This is a genomic window from Sphingosinithalassobacter tenebrarum (assembly GCF_011057975.1).
Classification (GTDB): Bacteria; Pseudomonadota; Alphaproteobacteria; order Sphingomonadales; family Sphingomonadaceae; genus Sphingomonas; species Sphingomonas tenebrarum.
The window spans coordinates 2,853,663-2,877,895 of the sequence record NZ_CP049109.1 but is presented as its reverse complement, the minus strand read 5'-3'; the positions used below and the strand labels follow the sequence as shown (position 1 = coordinate 2,877,895).

At 64.3% G+C, this 24,233-nt stretch carries 22 protein-coding genes; 15 read left to right on the top strand and 7 right to left on the bottom strand.

Annotated features, from left to right (window positions below):
• The first annotated feature begins 216 nt into the window (after positions 1-216).
• Complete coding sequence (locus G5C33_RS14215; RefSeq protein WP_165327831.1) at positions 217-1,467, top strand: cytochrome P450; 1,251 nt, start codon at positions 217-219, stop codon at positions 1,465-1,467.
• Between the two features lie 243 nt (positions 1,468-1,710).
• Here the strand turns inward: G5C33_RS14215 and G5C33_RS14210 are convergent, their stop codons facing one another.
• A complete protein-coding gene (locus G5C33_RS14210) occupies positions 1,711-2,526 on the bottom strand; it encodes a helix-turn-helix domain-containing protein (RefSeq protein ID WP_165327830.1) in 816 nt (271 codons plus the stop codon).
• 312 nt (positions 2,527-2,838) lie between these two features.
• Complete coding sequence (locus tag G5C33_RS14205; RefSeq protein ID WP_165327829.1) at positions 2,839-4,065, bottom strand: CaiB/BaiF CoA transferase family protein; 1,227 nt, start codon at positions 4,063-4,065, stop codon at positions 2,839-2,841.
• A gap of 228 nt (positions 4,066-4,293) precedes the next feature.
• Here G5C33_RS14205 and G5C33_RS14200 point away from each other — a divergent pair, with 228 nt between their 5' ends.
• The 3 genes from G5C33_RS14200 (at position 4,294) to G5C33_RS14190 (ending at position 7,824) form a co-directional block, all read left to right on the top strand.
• Positions 4,294-5,328 carry an NAD(P)H-dependent amine dehydrogenase family protein gene (locus G5C33_RS14200; RefSeq protein WP_165327828.1) on the top strand — a complete coding sequence of 345 codons (1,035 nt, stop codon included), beginning with the start codon at positions 4,294-4,296 and terminating at the stop codon, positions 5,326-5,328.
• A 21-nt stretch (positions 5,329-5,349) separates the two neighbouring features.
• Entirely contained in the window at positions 5,350-6,003 is a 654-nt protein-coding gene (locus G5C33_RS14195) for a carboxymuconolactone decarboxylase family protein (RefSeq protein WP_165327827.1), read from the top strand.
• A gap of 147 nt (positions 6,004-6,150) precedes the next feature.
• Positions 6,151-7,824 (top strand): FAD-dependent oxidoreductase, encoded by a 1,674-nt coding sequence (locus G5C33_RS14190; RefSeq protein ID WP_165327826.1) that lies wholly within the window; start codon positions 6,151-6,153, stop codon positions 7,822-7,824.
• Positions 7,825-7,830: 6 nt separating this feature from the next.
• Here the strand turns inward: G5C33_RS14190 and G5C33_RS14185 are convergent, their stop codons facing one another.
• The gene (locus tag G5C33_RS14185; protein ID WP_165327825.1) at positions 7,831-8,874 is read right to left on the bottom strand and encodes a helix-turn-helix domain-containing protein; all 1,044 of its coding nucleotides are present in this window, start codon (positions 8,872-8,874) and stop codon (positions 7,831-7,833) included.
• Positions 8,875-9,089: 215 nt separating this feature from the next.
• Here G5C33_RS14185 and G5C33_RS14180 point away from each other — a divergent pair, with 215 nt between their 5' ends.
• A complete protein-coding gene (locus G5C33_RS14180; RefSeq protein ID WP_165327824.1) occupies positions 9,090-9,263 on the top strand; it encodes a hypothetical protein in 174 nt (57 codons plus the stop codon).
• Between the two features lie 148 nt (positions 9,264-9,411).
• On the top strand, positions 9,412-9,897 hold the full coding sequence (locus tag G5C33_RS14175) for a YHS domain-containing (seleno)protein (RefSeq protein WP_165327823.1): 486 nt from the start codon (positions 9,412-9,414) through the stop codon (positions 9,895-9,897).
• A 90-nt stretch (positions 9,898-9,987) separates the two neighbouring features.
• Here the strand turns inward: G5C33_RS14175 and G5C33_RS14170 are convergent, their stop codons facing one another.
• The 4 genes from G5C33_RS14170 to G5C33_RS14155 form a co-directional block, all read right to left on the bottom strand.
• A complete protein-coding gene (locus G5C33_RS14170) occupies positions 9,988-11,160 on the bottom strand; it encodes an FAS1-like dehydratase domain-containing protein (protein ID WP_165327822.1) in 1,173 nt (390 codons plus the stop codon).
• A 64-nt stretch (positions 11,161-11,224) separates the two neighbouring features.
• On the bottom strand, positions 11,225-12,610 hold the full coding sequence (locus G5C33_RS14165) for an aromatic ring-hydroxylating oxygenase subunit alpha (protein ID WP_228275077.1): 1,386 nt from the start codon (positions 12,608-12,610) through the stop codon (positions 11,225-11,227).
• Positions 12,611-12,735: 125 nt separating this feature from the next.
• A complete protein-coding gene (locus G5C33_RS14160) occupies positions 12,736-13,977 on the bottom strand; it encodes an MFS transporter (RefSeq protein WP_165327821.1) in 1,242 nt (413 codons plus the stop codon).
• A gap of 65 nt (positions 13,978-14,042) precedes the next feature.
• Positions 14,043-15,215, bottom strand: coding sequence for a CaiB/BaiF CoA transferase family protein (locus tag G5C33_RS14155; RefSeq protein ID WP_206518566.1), 1,173 nt, complete (start codon positions 15,213-15,215; stop codon positions 14,043-14,045).
• Positions 15,216-15,552: 337 nt separating this feature from the next.
• Here G5C33_RS14155 and G5C33_RS14150 point away from each other — a divergent pair, with 337 nt between their 5' ends.
• The 9 genes from G5C33_RS14150 to G5C33_RS14110 all read left to right on the top strand — a co-directional run bounded on the left by G5C33_RS14150 (position 15,553) and on the right by G5C33_RS14110 (position 24,225).
• Complete coding sequence (locus tag G5C33_RS14150; protein ID WP_165327820.1) at positions 15,553-16,719, top strand: acyl-CoA dehydrogenase family protein; 1,167 nt, start codon at positions 15,553-15,555, stop codon at positions 16,717-16,719.
• Positions 16,720-16,886: 167 nt separating this feature from the next.
• A complete protein-coding gene (locus tag G5C33_RS14145; RefSeq protein ID WP_165327819.1) occupies positions 16,887-17,771 on the top strand; it encodes an HpcH/HpaI aldolase/citrate lyase family protein in 885 nt (294 codons plus the stop codon).
• On the top strand, positions 17,768-19,039 hold the full coding sequence (locus G5C33_RS14140; RefSeq protein WP_165327818.1) for an acetyl-CoA hydrolase/transferase family protein: 1,272 nt from the start codon (positions 17,768-17,770) through the stop codon (positions 19,037-19,039). The genes G5C33_RS14145 and G5C33_RS14140 overlap by 4 nt, the downstream gene beginning before the upstream one ends.
• A 2-nt stretch (positions 19,040-19,041) precedes the next feature.
• Positions 19,042-19,233 (top strand): hypothetical protein, encoded by a 192-nt coding sequence (locus tag G5C33_RS14135; protein WP_165327817.1) that lies wholly within the window; start codon positions 19,042-19,044, stop codon positions 19,231-19,233.
• The gene (locus G5C33_RS14130; protein WP_165327816.1) at positions 19,230-19,997 is read left to right on the top strand and encodes an enoyl-CoA hydratase/isomerase family protein; all 768 of its coding nucleotides are present in this window, start codon (positions 19,230-19,232) and stop codon (positions 19,995-19,997) included. The genes G5C33_RS14135 and G5C33_RS14130 overlap by 4 nt, the downstream gene beginning before the upstream one ends.
• A 13-nt stretch (positions 19,998-20,010) precedes the next feature.
• A complete protein-coding gene (locus G5C33_RS14125; RefSeq protein ID WP_165327815.1) occupies positions 20,011-20,559 on the top strand; it encodes a nuclear transport factor 2 family protein in 549 nt (182 codons plus the stop codon).
• Positions 20,559-21,122, top strand: coding sequence for a nuclear transport factor 2 family protein (locus tag G5C33_RS14120; RefSeq protein WP_165327814.1), 564 nt, complete (start codon positions 20,559-20,561; stop codon positions 21,120-21,122). Before G5C33_RS14125 ends, G5C33_RS14120 begins: the two co-directional genes overlap by 1 nt.
• Positions 21,123-21,134: 12 nt before the next feature.
• Positions 21,135-22,505, top strand: coding sequence for an aromatic ring-hydroxylating oxygenase subunit alpha (locus G5C33_RS14115; protein ID WP_165327813.1), 1,371 nt, complete (start codon positions 21,135-21,137; stop codon positions 22,503-22,505).
• Positions 22,506-22,578: 73 nt separating this feature from the next.
• Entirely contained in the window at positions 22,579-24,225 is a 1,647-nt protein-coding gene (locus G5C33_RS14110; protein WP_165327812.1) for a carboxylesterase/lipase family protein, read from the top strand.
• Positions 24,226-24,233: the final 8 nt, after the last annotated feature.

Below are 24,233 nucleotides of genomic sequence, written 5' to 3'. Positions count from 1 at the left end.
CTCCTCGGCTTTGAACGCGCATCGTAAAGTGGAGATTGCAGTCGGGATCAACTGCCCGCTCCCGTCATCGCTCGCGCGATGCCGAGAGGACCTCTGTTGTGGGCGGTCGCCGAGACGCTATCTTCGGCAGAACGAGGCCGCGAGTTCGACATTTCGCGACAATGGCGTGGCGGGAACGCGGCCGGACGAAACCGGATCGAATGCGGAGAGAGACAGATGGTTCAGGCGACCCTAACCGAAGCGGCCGCGCGGCCGGAACACGTACCCGAATCGCTGGTTTTCGATTTCGATCACTTCGCGGATCCCGCACTGGTGAAGGACGCGCATTCGCGGGTTCTGGAAATCGCGAAGACGGCGCCGCCGATCTTCTGGACGCCGCGCCACGGCGGCCACTGGGTGCTGCGCAGCCACGACGCGGTCTACAAGGCGTCGCGCGATACCGATACGTTCAGCAACGCGCCGATGCCCTATGAGGCGATCGCGGCGATGAACGCCAATCTGCCCGAGGACAAGAAGGCGCTGATCCCGCTGCCGATCACCGTCGATCCGCCGCATCACACCATGTATCGCGCGCCGCTGCAGAAGCCGTTTTCGCCCAAGGCGATGCTCGGCCTCAAGGACAGCATCCGCGAGCTGGCGGTCGAACTGATCGCGAAGATCAAGCCCGAGGGGCATTGCGAGTTCATGGAGGCGGTGGCCGAGCCGCTGCCGGTCACGGTGTTCCTGCGCATCTTCGGCTTGCCGGTCGAAAAGCAGCGCGTCTATCGCGATCTCGTCGCCGAGCATCTCCATTCGGCCGAAAGCGATCCGCAGGCGGTGCAGATGCGGCTGCGCAAGGTTGCCGCAGTGATGCACGACACGATCGTCGACCGGCGCGATAATCCGCAGGACGACCTCATCTCGATGCTCTGGCAGTCCGAATTCGAAGGCCGGCCGGCGACGCTGCACGATATCGAGAATTACGCGGTGATGCTGTTCATCGCCGGGCTCGACACGGTGATGAACGGCATGGGGCTGGGCGTGCGCCATCTGGCGACCGATCCCGAACTGCAGGCGAAGTTGCGCGCCGATCCGAGTCTCGTCCCCGAAGCGGCGGAGGAATTGCTGCGCCGCTATACTTTCACCGTGCCGCCGCGCTTCCTGAAGCACGACGCCGAATTCGAAGGTGTCCAGATGAAGAAGGGCGAGATGGCTTTGCTCTATCTTCCCGCCGCCGATCTCGACCCCACCGAGTTCAAGACACCGGAGGAATATAATCTCGCGCGCGAGAACAAGGTGCACATCGCCTTCGGCACCGGTCCGCATCGCTGTCTCGGCTCGCACCTCGCGCGGATCGAACTGCAGGTGCTGTACGAGGAAATGCTCAAGGCGCTGCCTGAATTCCGGCTCGATCCAAACAAGGAATCGACCTTTCACGGCGGGCATGTGCTGGGGCCGGACACGCTGTACCTGGTCTGGGACGCCTGATTTCGGGGCAGTCCGAGACGGTACAAAAAGGGCCGGGGCGGTGATCCGCTCCGGCCCTTTTTTGTTGGGTGAGAGGCTTGGTCGCCTTCCCGTTCCTCCCCCGCCAGCGGGAGGGGGACCGCCGAAGGCGGTGGAGGGGGAGGGCGCGGCGGCTCTCAGTCGATTGTACCGTTTCCGCCCCCTCCGTCATGCTTCGCATGCCACCTCCCCCTGGCGGGGGAGGATGACGGACTGACGTTCCGACTAGGCCGCGTGGAACAGCGGCTGGACGCTGCCGCCCGTTACCGGCGCCGGGCGCGGCGCTTCGTCGGTGAAGGCGATCGCGTCGCGGATCGCGTCCTGCAGCGCATGGCCGTCGACCTGATCGGACCCATCGTGGAGCAGGCCGACCGCGAGCGGCTGATCGCTCGGCAGGCCCGGCAGCAGCATCACCGTCATTTCGGCGGCCGCACCGAAGCCGGCAAATCCCCGCACCGCGCCCTGTTCGGCGGCCTGACGGACGCGCTCTGCAACATCGGCGACGTCGAACTTCGCTTCGGGGCTCGCTTCGGCGTTCATGCGACGCAACATCCCGCTGCACGTCTGCGGTTCGAGCGTCGAGAGCAGCAGCCAGCCGGCCGCGCTGCGATAGAGATGTTCCTGCAGCCCGCTGCGCAGGCCGCCGGGGATGCTGGTGACAACGCCGCTGTTGCCGGGACGCCACGCATAGATTTGGGCGGTGAGGCCGACCAGGCCGAACAGCGCGACGCTGAGCCCGGTTTGCGACGAAAGTCGGTCCATCAGTCGCGCGAGCCGTCCGTCGCGCACCATCGACGGCTGCACCGAGGCGCCGAGCATCGCCGCGCGCGGCGTGAGCGAATAGGCGCGGGTGTAGCGATCCTTGTGCAGAAGCCCGAGGCTCTGAAGATTGGAAAGCAGTTCCGATGTACTCGATTGCGGGCGGTTAAACCGTCGCGCGATTTCCATCACGGTCGCTTGCGGATGTTCCTCGTCGAAGAAGTCCAGCACTTCGATGACCCGCTTCGCCATACGGGCCTTGTTCGCCTTGCCTGACGCCATTGCCACTCTCCTTTTAGTTATCAACAGCGTTGTTCACTACTGAGTAGTAGGCTGTCAATCGCCATTGCGATTTCCGCAAGTGCGAAAAGCGCTGCTGCAATGCAAAAAAGGCAATAATATCAATTAATTGAAATAGCTGAACAGATGTTCAGTTTTCGCTGGAATCGGGCGGAAATACGACCAAACGCACCACGACTCCGGTGGGTGAGCGGTGCCGGGCGTGACGCATACGAAAAGCGGCGTCGTGCGATTCGCCAAAGGCGATTCGCGCAACGCCGCTTCATGGGTAGCGGTTGGTATCGCTAACTTAGATCAGGCGATGGCGCCTGCCGCCTTGAGCGCTTCGATCTTGTCCCATTCGAGGCCCATTTCCATCAGTACGATTTCGGTATGTTCCGAAGCCTGGGGCGAGCGCGTGGTTTCGAGCGGCTCGTTGTTGAACTGGATCGGGCCGCGGACGAGCTTGAGCGGCTTGTCGCCTTCCACCGCCTCGACTTCGACGATCATGTCGTTGGCCAGCGCCTGTTCGTCGGTCAGCAGATCCTGGAAGCTCTGGATCGGTGCCCATTGGCCGGTGAAGGTCTTGAGGTGCTGGCGCCAGTATTCGAACGGGTGCTGGGCGAAAGCCTTGACCAGAATGTCGCTCGCCGCGCCGGCATTTTCGAACAGCGCGCGCGGTTCGGAAAAGCGCGGATCGTCCGCCGCTTCGGGCACGCCGACATGTTCGAACAGGCTCTTGATGTGCCCCGTCGGCGAAATCGTGCACAGGTTGATCGTGCCGCCGTCCGATGTGCGGTAGTTGCCCATGAACGGATTGCGCGTCGCGCCGCCCGACTGCGGCATCGAATTGCGGGTGAGGATGCCGGTTTCGGCGACCTGCGCCACCAGCGCGCCCGATGCCCACCATGCCGCGCTGATCAGCGATCCGTCGACTTCGAGCGCTTCGCCGGTCTTTTCGCGGTGATAGAGCGCGGCGGAAATGCCGCCGGCGATGAACATGCCGCCGATCGAATCGCCGAAGGCGGGGATGCCCTGCGTCAGCGGGCCTTCGAGCTCGGCGGGCGTCATCGAGATGGCGACGCCGCTGCGCGACCAGAAGGCAGTGCCGTCGAACCCGCCGACGGTGCGTTCGTCGCCCTTGTTCCCGTAGGCGCTGCCGCGGGCGTAGATGATGTTCGGATTGACCGCGCGGATATGTTCGACGTCGAACTTGTTCTTCTGGCGATGCTGCGGAAGATAGTTGGTCAGAAACACATCGGCGTTCTTGGCGAGTTCGTAGAGCAGTTCCTGCCCTTCCGTGGTCGACAGGTCGATGCCAACACTGCGCTTGCCGCGATTGGGGTGTTCGAACAGCGTGTGGCGCTGCGGATCGAGCGTCACACCGCCCATGTTGAGAAAGCCGCGCTGCGTGTCGCCGCGCACGGGATGCTCGATCTTGACGACGTCCGCGCCCCAGTCGGCGAGGATCGCTCCGGCGGCGGGAACATAAGTGAATTGGGCGACTTCCAGTACGCGGACGCCCTCCATTGTCTTGATCATCGTCTCTCCCCCGCGGGTTTTTTCTCGTCGGCCGGTTGGCACTGAAGCGCCATCAGAGACAATCTGACGGCGGCCATCGCAACCCCCGATTGCGCGCGGGCTTCGTACAATCGCCCCTACGATGCCGCAGCCTTCGCTCAGGCGTACGATTCGGGACGGCGCGCCGTCAACGCTTGGCTTCTCGGCAATCGGCGCCTAGCCCGACTCGGAACAAGGAAGGAGAGGGCCTTGGAGAAGAACAACTATCGCGTCGCGCAATGGGCGACGGGCAACATCGGCAGCCGCTCGCTGCGGGCCATCATCGAACACCCGCATATGACGCTGGTCGGCGTGTGGGTGAGCGGCGCGGAGAAGGCGGGCAAGGATGCCGGCGAGCTGGCCGGAACCGACCCGACCGGCATCACCGCAACCCAATCGATCGACGACATTCTGGCCGCCAGGCCCGATTGCGTTCTCTACATGCGGCAGGGCACCGATCTCGACGAGCTCTGCACGCTGCTCGAAGCGGGCGTGAATGTGGTCACCACGCGCGGCGATTTTCACCATCCCCCGACGATGGACCCGGCGGCACGCAGCCGGATCGAGGCGGCCTGCACAAAGGGCGGAACGTCGATCCATTCGACCGGCTCAAGCCCCGGTTTCGTCACCGAGGCGCTGACCATTCCGCTTTTGTCGCTCTCGCGGCGGCACGATTGCCTGACGATCGAGGAATATGCCGACATGGCGAGCCGCAATTCGCCCCAGCTGATGTTCCAGATCATGGGGTTCGGCGCGCCGGTGGGCGAATTCGATCAGGGCAAGATCGCCTATGTGAAGCACGATTTCGCCGGATCGCTGGGCCAGATCGCCGATGCCATCGGCTTGCCCTGCGATGATTTCGAAGCGACCGGCGAACTGGCGGCGGCGCGCAACACCGTGGAAATCGCCGCCGGCACGATCGAGGCGGGCAGCGTGGGCGCGATGCGGATCACCGTTACCGGCCTGCGCGGCGGCAAGCCGATCGTCCGCTTCCGCGCCAACTGGTATTGCACCGACGACATCGACGTCGACTGGGGGTTGCGGGAATCGGGTTGGCGCATCCGTACCGAAGGCGATACGCCGGTGTCGCTCGACATTCATTTCCCGGTGAGCGCCGAGGAATATCCGCTCTTCACGCCGGGTCTGACCGCGCATCGCGCCGTCAATGCGGTTCCGGCGCTGTGCAAGGCCGCGCCAGGCATCCGCACCACCGTCGACTTGCCGCAAGTAATCGCCCAGTTCTGACCGCTCCACACAGGAGGCCATATGTCCGATATCAAACCGCGCATCGATCATCTCCCCCGTGAGGAATGGACCGACGACGCCCGCGAAGTCTTCGCCTTCTGGGGCGAGCCCAATGCCTGGGAAGAAGGGTCGAAGACCAATGTGATGATGACGCTCGCCAATCATCCCGATCTGGCCAAGCCATACAATCTCTGGTCGAAGCATCTGTTGATGTCGAACACGCTGGGCGTGCGCGTGCTCGAAATTCTCATTCTGCGCGTCGCGGTGCGGGTGAAGTCCGAATATGAGTGGCACAATCATGTCGGATATGGCCTCAACGCCGGGCTGACGCTCGAGGAAATCGCCGCGATCCGTGACTATCCCAATGACTGGGACTGGGCCGAAGCGGACGCTATCATCCTGAAGGCGGTCGACGAATTGATCGATGCCGGAAACTGGTCGGATGCGACCTGGGAAACGCTCGGCAAATATTTCGATACCAAGCAGAAAATGGATCTGGTCTTTTCGATCGGCCACTATGTGATGACCAGCTGGGCGCTGTCGGCGATGGGCGTGCCGATCGAAGGCGGGGCGGACAAGATCGGCTTCGACCTGAAGACCCAGTCGGGGAAGACGCCGGGCAAGACGTACAAGCCGGGCGAGACCGAGGACTGGACCGACAGCCGGGGTTATTGAGGCTGCAGTTCCAAAGTCTTGCCGTCATCCCCGCGAAGGCGGGGATCCAGCTTCTTCTTCACTGGCGGCCAAGGCAGCTGGACCCCGCTTTCGCGGGGGTGACGCAAGTAGGTGGCGCGAGCGCGAGGATAGCGACCGGAGGCGAGAATGACGCAGCAATTCGACGAGACATTCGACTGGGTCGTGGTCGGCAACGGCGCCGGGTCGATGACTTCCTCGCTCCAGATGGCGCAGGCTGGCAAATCCGTCGTCATCCTCGAAAAGTCGCGCTGGGCAGGCGGGACCACCGCCAAGTCGGGCGGCGTCATCTGGGTGCCGTGCAATCGCTTCATGCAGGCGGACGGGGAGGGCGACACGCCCGAAGCGGCGATCGCCTATCTCGACGCAGTGACCGCGACCGACCCCGACGCGCCGGGGACGTCGCCCGAAAAGCGGCGGGCCTATGTCGATGCAGCGCCGAGGATGATCGATTTTCTGGTCGATCAGGGCATCCCGCTCGAACGCGCGGCGGCATATTGGCCCGATTATTATGACGAGCTGCCCGGCGGCTGCAAAACCAGCCGGACGGTGACCGCCAAGCTGTTCGACACCAGGCTGCTCGGCCCCTGGGCTACTAGGCTGCGGCCGGGATTTCTGCCGATGCCGGTGCGGCTCGAAGAGGGGATGGAACTTCCCTATTTCAAGCGCAGCGGGCGGGCGCGGGCGATCATGGCGCGCGTCGCGGCGCGGACGATCGGCGCGAAGCTGCGCGGGCGGAACTATGTCTCGGCCGGAGCGGCGCTGCAGGGCTGGTTGCTGCGGGCGATCCTCAATGCGGGCGTCGACTTGCGGCTCGAAAGTCCGGCGTCTGAACTGATCGTCGAAGGCGGGCGCGTTGTAGGCGTCACCAGCGTGAAGGACGGCAAGCCGGTGCGGATCGGCGCGCGGCTCGGCGTGCTCGTCAATGCCGGGGGCTTTGCGCGCAATCAGGAAATGCGCGACCGCTATATGCCCGGCACGCGCGCGGAATGGTCGCAGACAAACGAAAGCGACACCGGCGACTTGCATCGCGAGATGGAGCGGATCGGCGCGCAGCTCGCGCAGATGGACCAGATGGTCGGCTATCAATGCACGCTTGTCCCCGGCTGGGAGGACAAGTTCCCGATCCCGCCCGCGCAGAGCCTGACCGCCAAGCCGCATGCGATCCTGATCGACCGCACCGGCCAGCGCTATATGAACGAAGGCGGGTCGTATGAGCTCTATTGCGAGACGATGCTCCGGCGCGACCGCGAGGTGCCGGCGCTCCCCGGCTGGGCGATCTTCGACAGCGATTATATCGAGAAATACATGCTTGCCGGCACGATGCCGGGGCGGAAAAAGCCTGCCGAATGGGCGGAGGCCGGCTATCTGAAACAGGCCGGCAGCATCGCAGAACTGGCGGGGCTGATCGATGTCGATCCGGCGGCGCTCAAGGCGACGGTAGCGCGCTGGAACGACCATTGCGCCAGGGGAGCCGATGCCGACTTCCATCGCGGCGAGCGCGAATATGACTATTGGCTCGGCGATACCGTGGCGGAGCCGAAGCAATCGCTCGGGGCCATTGCGCGGGCGCCGTTCTACGCGGTCAATGTCGTGCCGGGTGATGTCAGCACTTATGGCGGCGCTGTGATCGACGCCGATGCGCGCGTGCTGCGGCCCGACGGGTCGGCGATCGACGGACTCTATGCCTGCGGCGTTTCGACCGCCTCGGTGATGGGCAAGGTCTATCCCGGCGCGGGGGCGAGCATCGGGCCGTCGCTCACCTTCGGCTGGATCGCCGCCAGGCACGCGATGCGGGACTGACAACCGTCAGAGCGCCGCGCGGTCTTCGCTCTGCGGTGCGGCGGTGGCGGCGGGATCGCGACCGAGGCGATAGTCGCGCGGCGTCTTGCCCGACCAGCGTTTGAACGCGCGGGTGAACGAACTCTGCTCGGCAAAGCCGGTCAGGAACGCCACTTCGGTCAGTGGATAGCGGGTATCGGCGATCAGCTTGAGCGCCAGCTTGCGCCGCGCTTCCTCGACGAGGCTCTGATAGCTCTTTCCGAGATCGGACAGGCGCCGCTGCAACGTTCGGCTGCCGATGCCGAGATCGGCCGCGATCCGTTCGAGGCTTGGGACACCGTCACTCAGCGCATCGGCGACGCGCAGCATCACTTCCTGATCGATCCCGTCGCCTTCGATCTCGGGGTGATTTTCCGCGAGATGCTGCGTGAAGAATTGCCAGATCGTCTCGTCGCCGATCCGGTTGGGGCGCTCCATCTGCGCCGCATCGAAAACGATCGCGTCGATTCCCGCTTCGAACTGCACGTCGCAGCCGAAATGGGTGCGCAGGGCGTCGGCGGTGCCGAGATCGCGATGCACCAGCCGGAGCTGCAGCGGCGCGCAGTCCGCTCCGCTGGCTTCGCGGCACAGCGACAGGAAGGTACCGAGCGCGGCTTCGTTGGACAGGTACATGCCGTCACAATCGGGCGCCGTGCGGTGATGCACCCACAGCCATTGCGCGCCCTCCTGCACCAGCTCGAAGGTCGATGACCGGTTGTAGAGCCGCGCGTGGCGATCCATTCTCTCGAACGAACGGCGCAGTGTCGGCGCGGATTTGAAGGCCATGCCGACCGCACCGAAATCGGCACACCCCATCGACGCCGATGTCCGCATGTGAAAGGCGATCTCGGGGCGTTCGGCTTCGGCCAACGCCGCGAGCAGCGCGTAATAGCATTCCCATGAGGTAACCGCGCCGTCCTGCGCAGCATCGGCGCCGGAAAAGCCGGCGATCCGGTAAAGCGCCTCGCGATCGAGGCTTTCATCGGCTTGCACGATATTCTTGCGGACAAAGAGCGCCGGTACTGCGGACATGTCTTCTCCCCCAAGAAGCAATGTCGGTGTCACGCGCCGCGCAGTTTGACGCGCTGCGACAAAAGTCTGTCGCCCCCCGACAAGACCCTGTCCGCCTTCCTACCCTAGTCGTTCAACCCGTCAACAACAGGGATCAAGGGACGGAGTGACGATAACGGGCCATCGGGCCGCCGATCGCACTTCGCCATTGCTGCCCAAGGTTCGCGGAGGAACCCATGCAACAGCTGCCCAATATCGACGATGTCGATCATTTCTACCTGATGGTCGAGCCGCCGTTTCTGGTGATGGTGATCGTCGCGCCGCATCCCGATGCGCGCCCCGCCGAACCCGCGGTGGCGGAACCGATCATCGATATGGACCTGCCCAGTCCGCGGCCCGCCCTGCTCTGAATCCGCTTCGAGCACGCTTGCCCCGCGTGCTCGTAGAACGCCGGACGCCCCAGTTCCGGCGAAGCCCGAGTGGCCGGGAGGCCCCCAGCCCCCGGTGCGGTGTCCCGGCCACCACCTGACACACAGCCTGCTACCGAAGGACCCGATCATGCGCATCAAGACACTGCTCGTCGCCACCGCGATTTCGCTGGCCTACTCCTACGCCACGCCCTGCGCCGCGCAGGATGAAGTCAATGTTTCCACCGGCTATACGCTTTCGGGCGCGGGCCTGGGCGTGCATGGCTTCGACACGGTCGCGCTGAGTACGCTCAATGCCGTGGCGCACGGCGACGCGCGCTATACGGTCGTGCACGAGGGCGTCGCCTATTATTTCGCGTCGCAGATTTCGGCGGACATGTTTGCCGAGGTGCCCGACCGCTATCTGCCGCAATATGGCGGCTTCTGCGCCTATGCGGTCGCGCTGGGCAAGAAGCTCGACGGTGATCCGCGTTTCGCCGACATCGTCGACGGCAAGCTCTATCTCTTCGTCAACGCCATCGCGTTCGGAAAATATCTGGAAGACAAGGAAAATGTGCTGCGTCGCGCCGAGGCGATGTGGCCGGAAATCGAGCATTCCCCGGTGGAATCGCTCTGACGCAGGCCCTTCGTGGGTATGGGGAGGGGCGCAGTGCGGCTGTTATGGCCGGGCTGCGCCCCGTTTTTCCCTGTCGCGCTGTCGGTGCGCCTATTCGGGCCGCTTGAGCAGCTCGATTTCCGCCTTGGCAGTGGCCAGTGCGATGCCGAGCTGGTTTTCCATCCGGCATTCGGCCTGCACCATGTGGCGGCCGTCCTCGTCGACGAACTTGTCGAGGATCTTGCCGGTGGTGACGGTGATGTCGCCAGTCAGCGCGGGGCTGCGGTAATTGCAGGCGCTGTGGCGCACCATGCCCCATTCGCTGGCCCAGCCGGCGAAATAGTCCGTGATCCACGCACCCATCGAGGCGCCGTATCCATAGCCGCGCGGCATGCCGATGAAGCGCGCCCAGCGCGGGAACAGATGCCCGCGCGACGGGCCGATATAGGCGCCGTCGGTATTTTCGGGATTGTTCTTTTCCTCGGTCGGGTCCTGTTCCGGGCCGGCCATCGGGCCAGTAAAGCCGAGCTCCGCCATGTTGAGGTCGGTGCGGCGGTGCATCGAACCCCATTGGGTGAAGGTGTAGCTGCGCCATTCGGTGGTAAAGCTGACGATCGAATGCGGGCCGAACACACGCTCGGGCAGTTCGTCGCCGGCCTTCACATCGTCCCAGTAGCGCGGGCTGTGCCCCAGATCGTGGAGCATCTTGATCCAGCTGTATTTGCGGACCTCCAGTTCCTCGAGTTGTTCGTCGGTCCAGACCGGATCGTCCTGATTGTCGGTCGGCGTGCTAGCCTGACCGGCGGCCTGGCTGTAGCGGATCGACGTCGAGCGCTGCTTGGCGATCAGGTCGCCATGCTGGTTGTAATAGAAATTGTCGCCGCGCTGGAAACAGGTCGGGCCGCCGAACTTGGTTTCCTTGATCGTGTAGTCGAACGGAATCCGCTCATTCCACACGCGGTCGCCGCCGACGATACGCGGGCCGTAGAACCACCATTCGTCGCCGCCGAACAGCATGTGCGAATCGGGGATATGGCCGATGCACGAGGGCGCCGAGCCGTGGCCGTCGTCCATCGTCACCGGGAAGCTCTGCGGCGCGATCAGCTGGCCGAAATGGCTCTGCATCGCGTAGTTGGTGTCGTAGTGCAGCCGGTTGGGATAGTGCATCGCCTGCACCCAGCGGCGAATATCGTTGTTCGCGAACGGCTCGACCATGCGCGCGGGCTGCATCGGCTTGCCCATGTAATTGTCGAGATCGGAGCAATCGAGAGTCGGTTCAGCCATCGTTTTTCCTGTGCATTGATAGGGAAGGGGAGGCCGGCGCGCGCCGATCGCGCGCCGCGCCGCCTCAGAATCCGAGGTCGAGGATCTTGCCGTCGAAATTGCCGCCGAGCATCTGGTTCGCGGCGGCGAGCTTGCCCGGTTCGACTCCCTTCAGATAGCCGTCGATGATCCGGTTGTAGTTGGAGATCAGCCCTTCAATGTCCTTCGACAGGCGCATGAAATCGAAGCCTTCGGCGTGCAGGCCCTGCTGCTGGATCGGGATGTTCGAATAATCCTGGCGCGGAATGGGCGGGAAATCCTGGCTGTCATAGGGCAGCACGGTCGGTTCCATCGGCGGCTCATGTTCCTCGCCCTCGGCGACATGGGTGAGCGACCAGATTTCGAACAGGCAGCTTTCCGGGCCGAGCGGGCGGATGCGATAGCTCGACATCGAGCTGAACATCGGCAGCAGGAAATAATGCGGGAAAAGGAATTCGACCGCATTGATCGGATCGGACTGGGCGACCGCGTTGAGATCGGGAACGTCCTCGCCCCTGGCACGCAGCTGTTCGGTGATCTGATGGTTGAGGATGCCGAACCAGTGCATCATCGCCTGTTGCGGATCCTCGGGCAGCTCGACATCGGTGAGCTGCTGCGCGATCGCGACTTCCTTGGCGTGGACCATGCCGGCCATGCCTTCGGAAAGCAGGCCCAGATGCTTGATCTGCGCCTCGATATTGCCCTTTACATCGAGGTTCGGATTGATCGGTACGCCGATCCCGCCGGTGTCCATGCCGTACATTGAATTGTACAGCATCGGCGCCGCCTGCTGCAGCTGCGGATGGGTACGCATCACGTGGTAGCCTTCCATGAAGGCTTCCATCGCGACCTTCCAGTTGGCGGGCAGCACCGTGGCATACCACCATTCCGACTTGAGCTTGCTCATGCCGTGCGCTTCGAGCCGGTCGAGCACCGGGCCGAGGCTTTCGTGCAGGCCGGGCGCGTCGTCGTCGAAATTGATGAAGGCGCAGCCGCCCCAGGTTTCGACGCGGCAGGCCTTCAGCGCAAGATCGTCGGCGTCGAGCACGTCCTCGCTGAACATGTGGCTGCCGTAAACGAAGGTGTTTTCGCCCTCCATATTCCAGCGCCAGCCGTGGAAGGGGCAGATGAAACCCTGTCGCTTGCAGTTGCCGTGGCCGCCGCTTTCGGCGAGCGGGACGCCGCGATGGCGGCAGGCGTTGTGATATGCCTTCACCCCGTCCTTGGCGCGGACGACGATGACCGACTTGCCGAGGATCGAATATTCGATCCAGTCGCCGACATTGGGAATGGTCTCCAGCCGGCAGGCCATCTGCCACACGTGCGGCCACAGCCGCTCGTTTTCGAGCTTGAAGAATTCCTCGTCATAATAGCGCTTTGCCGGGATCCGTTCGGGATCGGTCACTGCGAACGGGATGGTTTCCTCTGCCACGGTTTTGCCTCGTCGGTTCGGGGGATTGCGAGTTTTGCGCAACGGTACGCGCTGGCGAAAGCGGCGCAAGAGCGCACGCTTCGCACAGGCGATCCATCGCTATTTCGATTGCGCGCCGCGCCGCCTCAATGCTTGGCGATGCCGAAGCGTGGTGTCGGCAGCGTCGCCAGTGCCGCGCTGCTGGCCACCATGAATGCGATGGTGAGCCACAGGAACGGCATATAGTCGCCGAAACTGTCGAAGACATAGGATGCGGCAAGCGGCCCGGTGGCGGTGCCGATCGAGAGTGCCGCAAGCAGCCCGCCATAGAGTGCGCCGAAGCTTTTGAGGCCGAAATGGCGCGTGGTGAGATAGACGATCACGTCGATCTCAGCGCCCAGCGTGAGGCCGATCAGCGCGCCGGCGAGCATCGCCCCGGCATAGTGGCTGCCCATCGTCAGCAGCAGCAGGCATCCCAGCACGGGCAGCAGGAAGACCACCGCGCCAACCAGCGACCCGCGAAACTTGTCGAGCATGAAGCCGGTGGCCAGTCGTCCGACGATCGAGAAGATGCCGATCAGCGCCGCGATTCCGGCGGCACCCTGTCGATCGAACCCTGCATCGTTGAGGATCGGCACGAAATGCACGACCAGCGCGATGATGGTGAAAGTGAAGAGCAGGCTGGCGGCCAGCAGGCGGACATAGATGGATGATCGCAGCCCCTCGACGAAGCCGATCCCTTCGAGATCGCGTTCGACCTTTGCGCCGCTCGCCTTTTCGCTGCGGGTCCGGTCATGCGCGCCGCGGAAGAAAAGGAAGATGACGGGGAAGGCGATTGCACCCCAGATCGCCGCCTGGATCGCCATTGCGGTCTGCCAGCCCCAGCTGTCGATCAGCGTGGTGCCCAGCCAGGGAAAGAGCGCAGCGGCGACCGAGGCGCCGCAGAGCGTGATCGCGAAGGCAAGCCCGCGAGAGGCTTCGAACCGGCTGGCGACCGCGCTGGTCCATACCGTGGCCTGAACCGGCAATGTTGCAAGCGACATGATCGTCCAGAGCAGCAGCCAGTTGCCCGTGCCGCCGGTTGCCGTACCCAGCAGCGCGAATGCGCCGAGCGTCAGCACCATCCCGATCACGCCGAAATTGCGCGGCCCTATCCGGTCGAGCGCCATGCCGAGCGGGATGGAGAACACCGCCTGGATCAATGTCGCCAGCGTCAGGCCGACCGTCGTCTGGGTGCGGCTCCAGCCGAAGGTTTCGCTGATCGGCGCGATATAGGGGCCGAGGCCATAGATATGGATGACGCTGGTCGCATAGCCGAGCGCCGCGGCGATCGGCAGCATCGGATAGCTTCGCCATTCGGTGATCGCGCCGGATCGGGCTGCGGTCATGTCTCTCTCCCTCTTGGAGCGTCGCGCTCCGTGCCTGGTCGCCCCGGCGCGTCTTCGCGCTTTGATCAGGCGACGTCGGATGTATCGGAAATGCCGAGTTCGTCCAGAATTTCGGCGCCATGCTCGCCGAGCCGAGGCGTCGGACCGGCGACGGCGGCGGGCGATTGCGAGAACCAGGTCGGAACGCCCGGAAAGCGCAGCTTGCCATAGGAGGAATCGACTTCTTCGAAGAAGCCGGTGGCCTCCAGATGCGGATCGTGCAGCAATTCGTCGGTCGTGCGGATCGGTGCTGCCGGGACGTGAAGGCTTTCGAGCAGTTCGAGCCATTCGGCGGTGGTCCGCTCCAGGAAAGTCTCGCCGAGCTTGGTATAGATATGATCGATCTGCTTGGCGCGCTGGCCGAGTGTCGCCATTTCGGGCGTCGCCCAGTCGGGCCGCACCGCGCCGACAAAGGCGTTCCAGTGTTTGTCGTTATAGACGAGCGCGGCGATATAGCCGTCCTTGGTCTTGTACGGGCGGCGGTTGCGCGAGACGGCGCGCGGATAATGCGCTTCGCCGAGCGGCGGATCGAAGATCGTGCCATTGGCATGCTCGACCAGCATGAAGGCGGCCATCGTCTCGAACATGCCGATTTCGACTTCCTGCCCCTCGCCGGTGCGCGCGCGATGGAGCAGCGCCATGCTGGTGGCATAGAGCGCGGTCATGCCGGCGATCTTGTCCGCCATGATCGTGCCGACGAAGCCGGGTTCGCCATTGAGCAGCGCCTGCACGCCAACAAGCCCGCATTCGGCCTGGATCGTGTCGTCATAGGCGGGTTTGTCGGCATAGGGGCCGCGGCGGCCATAGCCGTAGCAATTGGTGTAGACGATGTCGGGCCGGATCGCCTTCACGGATTCGTAGTCGAAGCCGAGCCTGGCGATCGCCTTGGCGCGCATTGAGTGGATGAACACGTCGGCGGTGGCGATCAGCTTGCGCAGCACCGCCTTGCCCTCCTCGCTCGCCAGATCGAGCGCGATGCTGCGCTTGCCGCGATTGCAGTTGACGAAGACACCGCCCAGTTCGGCATCGGGACCGACAGAGATCAGGCGCGTTGCGTCGCCCGCGGGCGGCTCCACCTTGATCACGTCGGCGCCCATGTCGGCCATGATCTGCGTGGCATAGGGCCCCATCACCATTGCGGTCAGGTCGATGACCCGCATCCCCGCCATCGGTCCCTGCTTGGCGCCTGCATCCGTCATTCTATTCACTTACTCCAATATCATTCCTCCCCCGGAGGGGGAGGGGGACCGCCGCCGAAGGCGGTGGTGGAGGGGTAGCCCGCCGCGAGCGGTGTCGCTTGTGGCGACTACCCCTCCACCAAGCCGCTGCGCGCCTTGGTTCCCCTCCCCCTCCGGGGGAGGAACGGGATGGTCACTATCCTTATGATCCGTTTCGCGTGACCTATGCCAGCGCGCACCGTCCTGTCACCATGCGAGCCGTTCGCCTGTTCGATATCTGTCATGGGGCGCGTTGTCGCCCCGGTGAGCGGCTGCTACCCGACCGGCCAGTTTCAGCCGCAGAGAGGCCCGTAAAACCGTGGATTTCGCTTATTCGGAGATTCAGCAAAATGTTCGCGATGCGATCCTGAAGCATTGCGAGCAGTTCCCCGACGAATATTGGCTCGAACGCGATCATTCGGGGGAATTCCCCGAGGATTTCTATCGCTCGCTCGCGGATGCGGGCTGGCTCGGCATCGCCATGCCGGAGGCCTATGGCGGCTCGGGGCTCGGCATTACCGAAGCCTGCATCATGATGCAGGCGATCGCGGAATCGGGCGCGGGGATGACCGGCGCCTCCTCGGTGCACATCAACATCTTCGGGCTGCAGCCGATCATCCTGTTCGGCACCGAGGAACAGCGCAAGCGATCGATCCCCAACATCGTCGCGGGCACCGACAAGGCGTGTTTCGCGGTCACCGAGCCCAATGCGGGGCTCAACACCACCCAGCTCAAATGCCGCGCCGAGAAGAAGGACGGTGGCTATCTGGTCAATGGCGACAAGATCTGGATTTCCACCGCGCAGGTGGCGAACAAGATGCTGCTGCTCGCGCGCACCACGCCGCTTGATCAGGTGAAGCGCAAGACCGAGGGGCTGTCGCTCTTCTACACCGATCTCGACCGCAGCAAGATCGATGTGAAGCTGATCCACAAGATGGGCCGCCACGCGATCGATTCGAACATGCTGTTCATCGAGGATCTGTGGATCCCCGAAGAGGACCGGATCGGCGAGGAAGGGCAGGGGTTCAAGATGATCCTGCACGGCCTCAACCCCGAACGCGCGCTGCTCGCCGCGGAGGCTATCGGTCTCGGCCGCGCGGCGATCCGCAAGGCGGCGCAATATGCCAAGGAGCGCATCGTCTTCGATCGGCCGATCGGGCAGAATCAGGGGATTCAGCATCCGCTCGCGAAATGCTGGGCGCAGCTCGAGGCGGCGAACCTGATGACGATGAAGGCGGCGACGCTTTTCGATCAGGGGCTGGATTGCGGAGTCGAGGCGAATGCCGCGAAATATCTCGCCGGCGAGTTCGCGTTCGAGGCGTGCCACACCGCGATGCTGACGCTGGGCGGGATGGGCTATGCGCAGGAATATCATGTCGAGCGCTATCTGCGCGAAGTGCTGATCCCGCGCACCGCGCCGGTCAGCCCGCACATGATCCTCAACTTCCTCGCCGAGAAGGTGCTGGACCTGCCGAAGTCGTATTGAGGTGCGGGGCGCCTGCGCCCAGCACTACCGTCACCCTGAACCCTTCGACAGGCTCAGGACAGGCTTGTTTCAGGGTCCACTTCTCCGCTCGCACGGACTTGGCTTGTGGCACGGTGGATGCTGAAACAAGTTCAGCATGACGAATTGATTGAAAGAGAGATGTCGCAATGACCCAAGGCACCGCGCTCAAGATGCGTTCCTGGCTGTTCGCGCCGGGCGACAGCGAACGGAAGATGGAAAAGGCCGCCGCGAGCGACGCCGATATCGCTATCTTCGATCTGGAAGACGCAGTGTCGCCCGACGAAAAGCCCAAGGCGCGCAAGATGGTGCGCGACTTTCTGGACAGCACCGTCGAGGGGCATGAGCGGCTGTGGGTGCGGATCAATCCGGTCGACACGCCCTATGCGCTCGGCGACCTTGCCGCTGTGATGCCGGGGCGTCCGGGCGGGATCATGCTGCCCAAGGCGCGCGGTCGGGCCGATGTCGAGCTGCTCGACCATTATCTCTCCGCGCTCGAAGCCTCCGCGGGGATCGAGCTGGGATCGACCAAGGTGCTCGCGCTCGTCACCGAAGCGGCCGAGGCGATGTTCACCACCGGCGACTATGCCGGCGCGCCGCGGCTCGTCGCGATGAGCTGGGGCGCGGAGGATCTGGCGGATTCGATCGGCGCGAGCGAGAACCGAAATCCCGACGGCAGCTATGGCTTCACCTATGAACTGGCGCGCAGCCTGTGCCTGCTCGGCGCGGCGACTGCCAATGTCGCGGCGATCGAGACGATCCAGGCCGATTTCCGCGACCTCGAAACGCTCAAGGCGCGCGCGACCAAGGTGCGCCGCGACGGCTATCGCGGCATGCTCGCCATCCACCCGGCGCAGGTGGCGGTGATCAACGACGCCTTCATGCCGACGGCCGAGGAAATCGAACAGGCCGAGGAAATCGTCGCGCTGTTCGCCGCCAATCCGGGAGTCGGTGCGATCGGATATAAGGGCGGGATGGTCGACCGGCCCTGGCTGGCGCGCGCGCAGCAGCTTCTGGCGCTGGCGGGCAAATGACCGTTACCGTCGATCCTGCCGCGCTCGACCTGAGCCAATACCTCAAGGCCGGGGATGCCGTGGTCTGGGGGCAGGCGTGCGGCGAGCCGACGACGCTGATCGAGACGCTGATCGCGCAGGCCGAGGGGATCGGCGGGCTTTCCGCCTTTGCCGCGACCAGCTTTTCGGGGCTGCTGACCGAAGACGTGGCAGATCGCATCGCCCTGTCGAGCATGGGCGCGATCGGGACGCTGCGCTCGCTGACCAAGGTCAACAAGCTGGCGGTGATCCCGTGTCACGTCAGCCAGGTCGGGCCGATGATCGCGCAGGGCCTTATCGGCTGCGACGTCGCCTTCGTACAGGTGAGCCCGGCGGACGCCAACGGCAATCACAGCTTCGGCCTGATCAGCGACTATGCGCGCGCAATGGTCGACAAGGCGCGGGTGGTGATCGCAGAAGTCAATGATCGCGTGCCGTTCAGCCAGGGCGAGCGCATCGCCGCGTCGGAAATCGACGTCGCCATTCATGTTTCGCGCCCGCCGGTGGAAGTGAAGGCCGCCGCGATCGGCGAGACCGACGAAGCGATTGCGCGCCATGTCGCCGCCTATGTCGAGGATGGGTCGGTGCTGCAGACCGGCGTCGGCGCAGTGCCCGACGCGGTGTTGCGGCTGCTGGCCGATCGCAAGGATCTGGGCGTCCATTCGGGGATGCTCGGCGACGGGCTGGTCGACCTGGTCGAGGCCGGCGTGATCACCAACGCACGCAAGAAAATCGATACCGGCGTGTCGATCAACGGCGCGCTGATCGGGACGCAGCGGCTGTATGACTGGGCGCACAACAATCCGGCGATGCGGATGTGTGCGACCAGTTACACCCATGACGCCGCCGTGCTGGCGCAGCTCGAAAAGCTGGTGACGCTCAATTCGGCGCTCGAAGTCGATCTGACGGGGCAGGTCAATGCCGAGGCGAGCGGCCCGGCTTATCTGGGCGGTACCGGCGGGCAAGTCGATTTCGTGCGGGCAGGCGCGCGTTCGCCCGGCGGGCATTCGATCATCGCCTTGCCCGCGACGGCGAAGCGCGGGAGCCTCAGCCGGATTGTCCCGGCGCTTTCGGGTCCGGTGACGACGGCGCGGACCGATGTCGACGTGATCGTCACCGAGTTCGGCGCTGCGGAACTGAAGGGCCAGACGCTGACCGAGCGCGCGAAACGCATGGTGGCGATCGCCCATCCCGATTTCCGCGAGGAACTCGATAAGGCCGCGTTCGAAATCGCGCGGAGGGGTTTTTGAGAATGACTCACGCGAAGGCGCAAAGGCGCGAAGAAGGAAGAACAGACGCGGCGCAGCCGCTCTTTCCCTTCATTGGTGCAGCGTTCGCGGGAGCTGGAAATGAGAGCGCCTTCGGCGCAATTGGAAGCCTTCTTCCTTCGCTTCGCGCCTTTGCGCCTTTGCGTGAAAATCAAATTCCCGAGGTCAGCCCATGAGTGACGCAGTCCTGTTCGATGCCCGCGACGACGGCATCGCAATCCTAACGATCAACCGCCCCGATCAGCGCAATGCGCTGAGCAAGGAAGTGCGCGAGGGTCTGCGCGCCGCGTGGGAGCGGTTCGAGAAGGACGACGCCCTGCGCATCGCCATCCTCACCGGATCGGGGGAAAAGGCCTTCTGTGCGGGCGGCGATCTGAAGGAGATGGTCGATACCGGCATGAAGGTGCCCCCGCGCGATTTCTTCCCGCTGCCCTATGACAGTATCGAGCTGTCCAAGCCGACCATCGCGGCGGTCAACGGCGTCGCGTTCGCGGGCGGCTGGATGATCGCGCAGGCATGCGACTTGTGCGTCGCGAGCAGCAGCGCGCGCTTCGCGATCACCGAAGTGAAGGTCGGGCGCGGGTCGCCTTGGGCGGCGCCGCTCATCCACATGATCCCGCAGCGTATCATGATGGAGATCATCCTGACCGGCAAACCGATCACCGCGCAGCGCGCCTATGAAATCGGGCTGGTGAACCGCATCGCCGAGCCCGCAAATCTGATGGAAGAGGCCATCGCGCTGGCGAAGGATGTGCTCGAAGGCGCGCCGCTCTCTGTCAAAGCGGGGCGCGAGACTGTTATGCTGGCGACCGAAATGGGGCGTGCCGCGGCCCTTCAGGCCGCACGCGCCGCGCATGAGCTGACGTATAACAGTGCCGATGCGCAGGAAGGCCCGCGCGCCTTCGCCGAGAAAAGAAAGCCCGAATGGAAGGGCGAATGAAAGTGTGAGAGATATGGCGCTGGAACCGCAGGAACTCGAGGCGATTCACGCCCGCGAAATGATCCGCGATTGCGTCGCGCGCGTGGCGCGCGGCGAGGATCGGCGTGACCGCGACTTGCTGAAGACCGCATACTGGCCCGGCGCGGCGATGGATTACGGCATCTTCGCTGGTGATCTTGACGCCTATCTCGACTGGATCGTGCCCGGTTCGCCCGCCGTGCTGCTCACCCAGCATTTCATCGGCCAGACGCTGATCGCGGTCGAAGGCGATACGGCGAAAGCCGAAAGCCATGTCATCGCCTATCACCGCGTCGATTATGGCTCCGAGCATCGCGACCTGGCGATGGGCGGGCGCTATCTCGACAGCTTCGAAAAGCGCGACGGGCAATGGCGGATCGCTGCGCGGACGATGCTCTACGACTGGAGCCAGGATATCGGCCAGGCCGCCGATTTCAGCGAAGGGCTGATGGGCGCGCCGTTCAGCGCGGGGCACTTCACTGGCCGTACCACCGGCGATTTCAGCGCCGAATTTTTCGGCAAGGCATTGGAAGGCACGAAGTAATGGCCGAGGATCGCGACGCCCGGATCGACCGGCTGCTCGAACTTGAGGATATCCGCGCCTGCCTGACCCGCTTCTCGCGGGCGATGGATCGGTTCGACCGCGAGCTGTTCCTGTCGGCCTTTCATGACGACGCGGTGATCGCGGCGGGCCCCTTCGTCGGCAGTGCGGCGGATTGTTACGACTGGGCCGTGCCGATGCACGAGGAAGGGCAATATGCGACGCAGCATTGCCTGCTCAATCAGACGATCGACATCGACGGCGATACCGCGCACGCCGAAACCTATTACCAGTTCATCGGCCGCAACCGTGACGAGAGCAACTGGATGGCAGGCGGGCGCTATCTCGACCGGCTCGAGAAGCGCGACGGCGCGTGGCGAATCGCGATGCGTATGAACATCATCGAGTGGTCGGGCATGCTGCCGACGCTGCCGGTCCCATTCGGCGACCTGCCCGATATCGGCCTGAACGGTCTGCCCGCGCGCGACCGCAGCGACCCATCCTACCGGCGCCCGCTGGAAAACCGGCGCGAGCCGCAGATTCCGGCGACCCCCGACGAAGCCTGAGGAGATACAGACATGAACGACCTCTCCGCGACCCCCGGCGTGAAGAGTGCCGAACAACTCGAACGGCCCGTGGTGATCCCGCCCGAAGCCTATATCTCGAAAGATTATGCTGCCGCCGAGCAGGAGAAGCTGTGGCGCAAGGTGTGGCTGCAGGCCGGCCGGATCGAGGACATTCCCGAAACCGGCGATTTCATCACCTATGACATCGGCCCGGATTCTGTGATCATCGTCCGCACCGGCGAGGACCAGATCAGCGCCTATCACAATGTTTGCCCGCATCGCGGCCGCCGTCTGGTCGACACGCCCGCCGGCAAGCGCAACGCGCGTGGCAACAACCGCAAGAACTTCATCTGCGGCTATCATGGCTGGACCTTCGGGCTCGACGGCAAGAATGCCTATATCGATCAGGAAGCCGACTGGCAGGGCTGCCTCGAAGGCGGCAAGTCCGATCTCGGCAGCGTGAAGGTCGATAGCTGGGGCGGCTGGCTGTGGATCAATCTCGATCCCGAAAGCGGGCCGCTTTCCGACTATCTCGATCCGGCGTCGGAACTGCTTGCGCCGTACGAACTGCACAATATGCGCCCGCGTTGGCGCAAGTGGATTGTCTTCGATTGCAACTGGAAAGTCGCGATGGAGGCATTCGCCGAAACCTATCACGTCGCGACGACTCACCCGGAATTCATGGTGTTCGGACAGTTTCGCGGCTGGGCGCGCAACCAGGGGCGGCACAGCAATATCGGTTATGACACGGTGAAGGATCTCGAGGAGGATTCGGGCAAGCTGCGGCTCGGCGCGGGTGAGGATCCGCGCCTGACCACGGCGGAAATGCAGGAATTTACCTGGAAGAACGCCAACACCAACACCACGATGACGCTGGTCAACGCGGCGAAGCGGCTGAAGGACGAACTGCCCGAAGGCACGCCCGCCGCCGAAGTCTCGAAACACTGGATCCAGTCCGCGCGCGCCGCCGATGAGGCACGCGGTGTCGTCTGGCCGGTGGTAGCGCCCGCGCACACCGCCAAGGCGGGAACGGCGTGGCAGATCTTCCCCAATTTCCAGATCGGCCAGGCGGTGAACAACATGCTCTGCTATTCGGCACGGCCTTATGGCGGCGACCCGGACAAGTGCATTTTCGAAGCCGCGGTGTACGAACTCTATCCCGAGGGCGAGGCTCCCGAAACCGAGTGGGAATATACCAAGGCGGAGGATTGGCCGCCGGTGCTGCAGCAGGATTTCGCCAATATGGCGGCGGTGCAGCAGGGGATGAAGAATGTCGGCTTCACCGGCGCCAAGCCCAATCCGTATATGGAGCGCTCGGTGGCTAGCCTGCACTGGAACCTTTCCAAGTATATGAACGCAGGCGAACCGAAACCGCTCGACTAACCGGGTCTCGCATCGCATCCTCCGCCCGTAGCGCTACCGCCGGAAACAGGCGGGGCCCGACGGGAGAGGATGGATGATTTCGCGCAGGACACTCGTCTCGGCTTCGCTCGCGGCAGGCGCGCTTGCCGCTGCGCCGCGTTTTGCGTGGGCGCAGAAGGCAGTCATTACCGCAGCGATCGAAACGGGCGCCGGTCAGGTGCGCGGCACGGTGGAGCAGGGCGTCGCAACGTTTCGCGGCATTCCTTATGGCGCCGACACCGCCGCGCGACGCTTTCAGCCGCCGTTGCCGCGTGAGCCCTGGAGCGGGGTGCGCGAATGTACCGAATTCGGTCCGCGCGCGCCGCAGGGGAGCCTGGGCGGCAGCGGGCGGATGCCGACCGAAGGCGAGCATGCGCAATTCGTGATGCAGGTGCTGGGCGCCTTCCGCGACGGCGTGGCGGGGACGGGGAATGAGAGCGAGGATTGCCTCTATCTCAACGTCTATACGCCCGAGGCGAGCGATGCGCGCAAGCGGCCGGTGCTGTTCTGGCTGCACGGCGGCGGTTTCGCGATCGGATCGGGCGGCGAACCGGCCTATGAAGGCCATGCGCTGTGCCGGCGGGGCGATGTAGTGGTCGTCACGATCAATCACCGGCTGGCCTCGCCCGGCTTTCTCTATCTCGGCGCGGCGCACGCCGATTTCGCCGACAGCGGCAATGTCGGCCAGCTCGATCAGATACTCGCGCTGCAATGGGTGCGCGACAATATCGCGCAATTCGGCGGCGACCCGGACAATGTGACGATCTTCGGCGAAAGCGGCGGCGGCGCGAAGGTGAGCACGCTGCTCGCCATGCCGCCCGCGCAGGGGCTGTTCCACAAGGCCATCATCCAGAGCGGCGCGCGGCTGACCGGCGTGGCGCGGGACGATGCCGCCGATCTGGGCGCCAAATTCCTCGCGCAGCTCGAACTCGCGCCGGAAAACGTCCACCGCATCCAGGAACTGCCGCTTTCGGCGATCATGGCGGCGGAGAAGGCAGTGATGGCTGGCGCCATTCCGGGCATGGGCGGGCCTTCGCTCGCGCCGGTGGTCGACGGGCGGTCGCTGCCGCGCGACCCGTTCGCGCCCGATGCGCCCGCGACGGCGCACGACATTCCCGTACTCGTCGGATCGACCAAGGACGAGGCGACGCTCTTCTCGATCGTCGACCCCCTGTTCGGAACAATGACCGAGGAACAGGCGCGCCAGCGCTTCGGCTTCCTGCTCGGCCCGCGCGCCGAGGAAGGGTTCGAAGTCTATCGCAACCTGCGCCCCGACGACGCGCCGACATACTGGTTCACGTCGATGATGACCGGCACCGGGACGTGGATCGATTCGATCCGGCTCGCCGAGCGCAAGGCGGCGCAGGGCGGAGCGCCGGTATGGATGTACCGGCTCGACTGGGAAACGCCTGTGTTCGACGGCGTGCTGCGATCGCCGCACGGGCTCGATACGTCGCTGGTGTTCGACAATCCCGACAAGACGCCGAAGATCATGGGCGACGGGCCTGAACCGGCGTTGCTCGCCGCGGCGATGTCGCAGGCATGGATCAATTTTGCGCGGAGCGGCGACCCGTCCTTCGCCGGGCAGGACTGGCCGAGCTATGACAGCGAAACGCGTGCGACGATGATCTTCGACGTGGAAAGCCATGTCGTGAACGACCCCGACCGCCCGGCTCGAGAGTTTGGCGGCAAGAGGGGTTGATGAGAGAG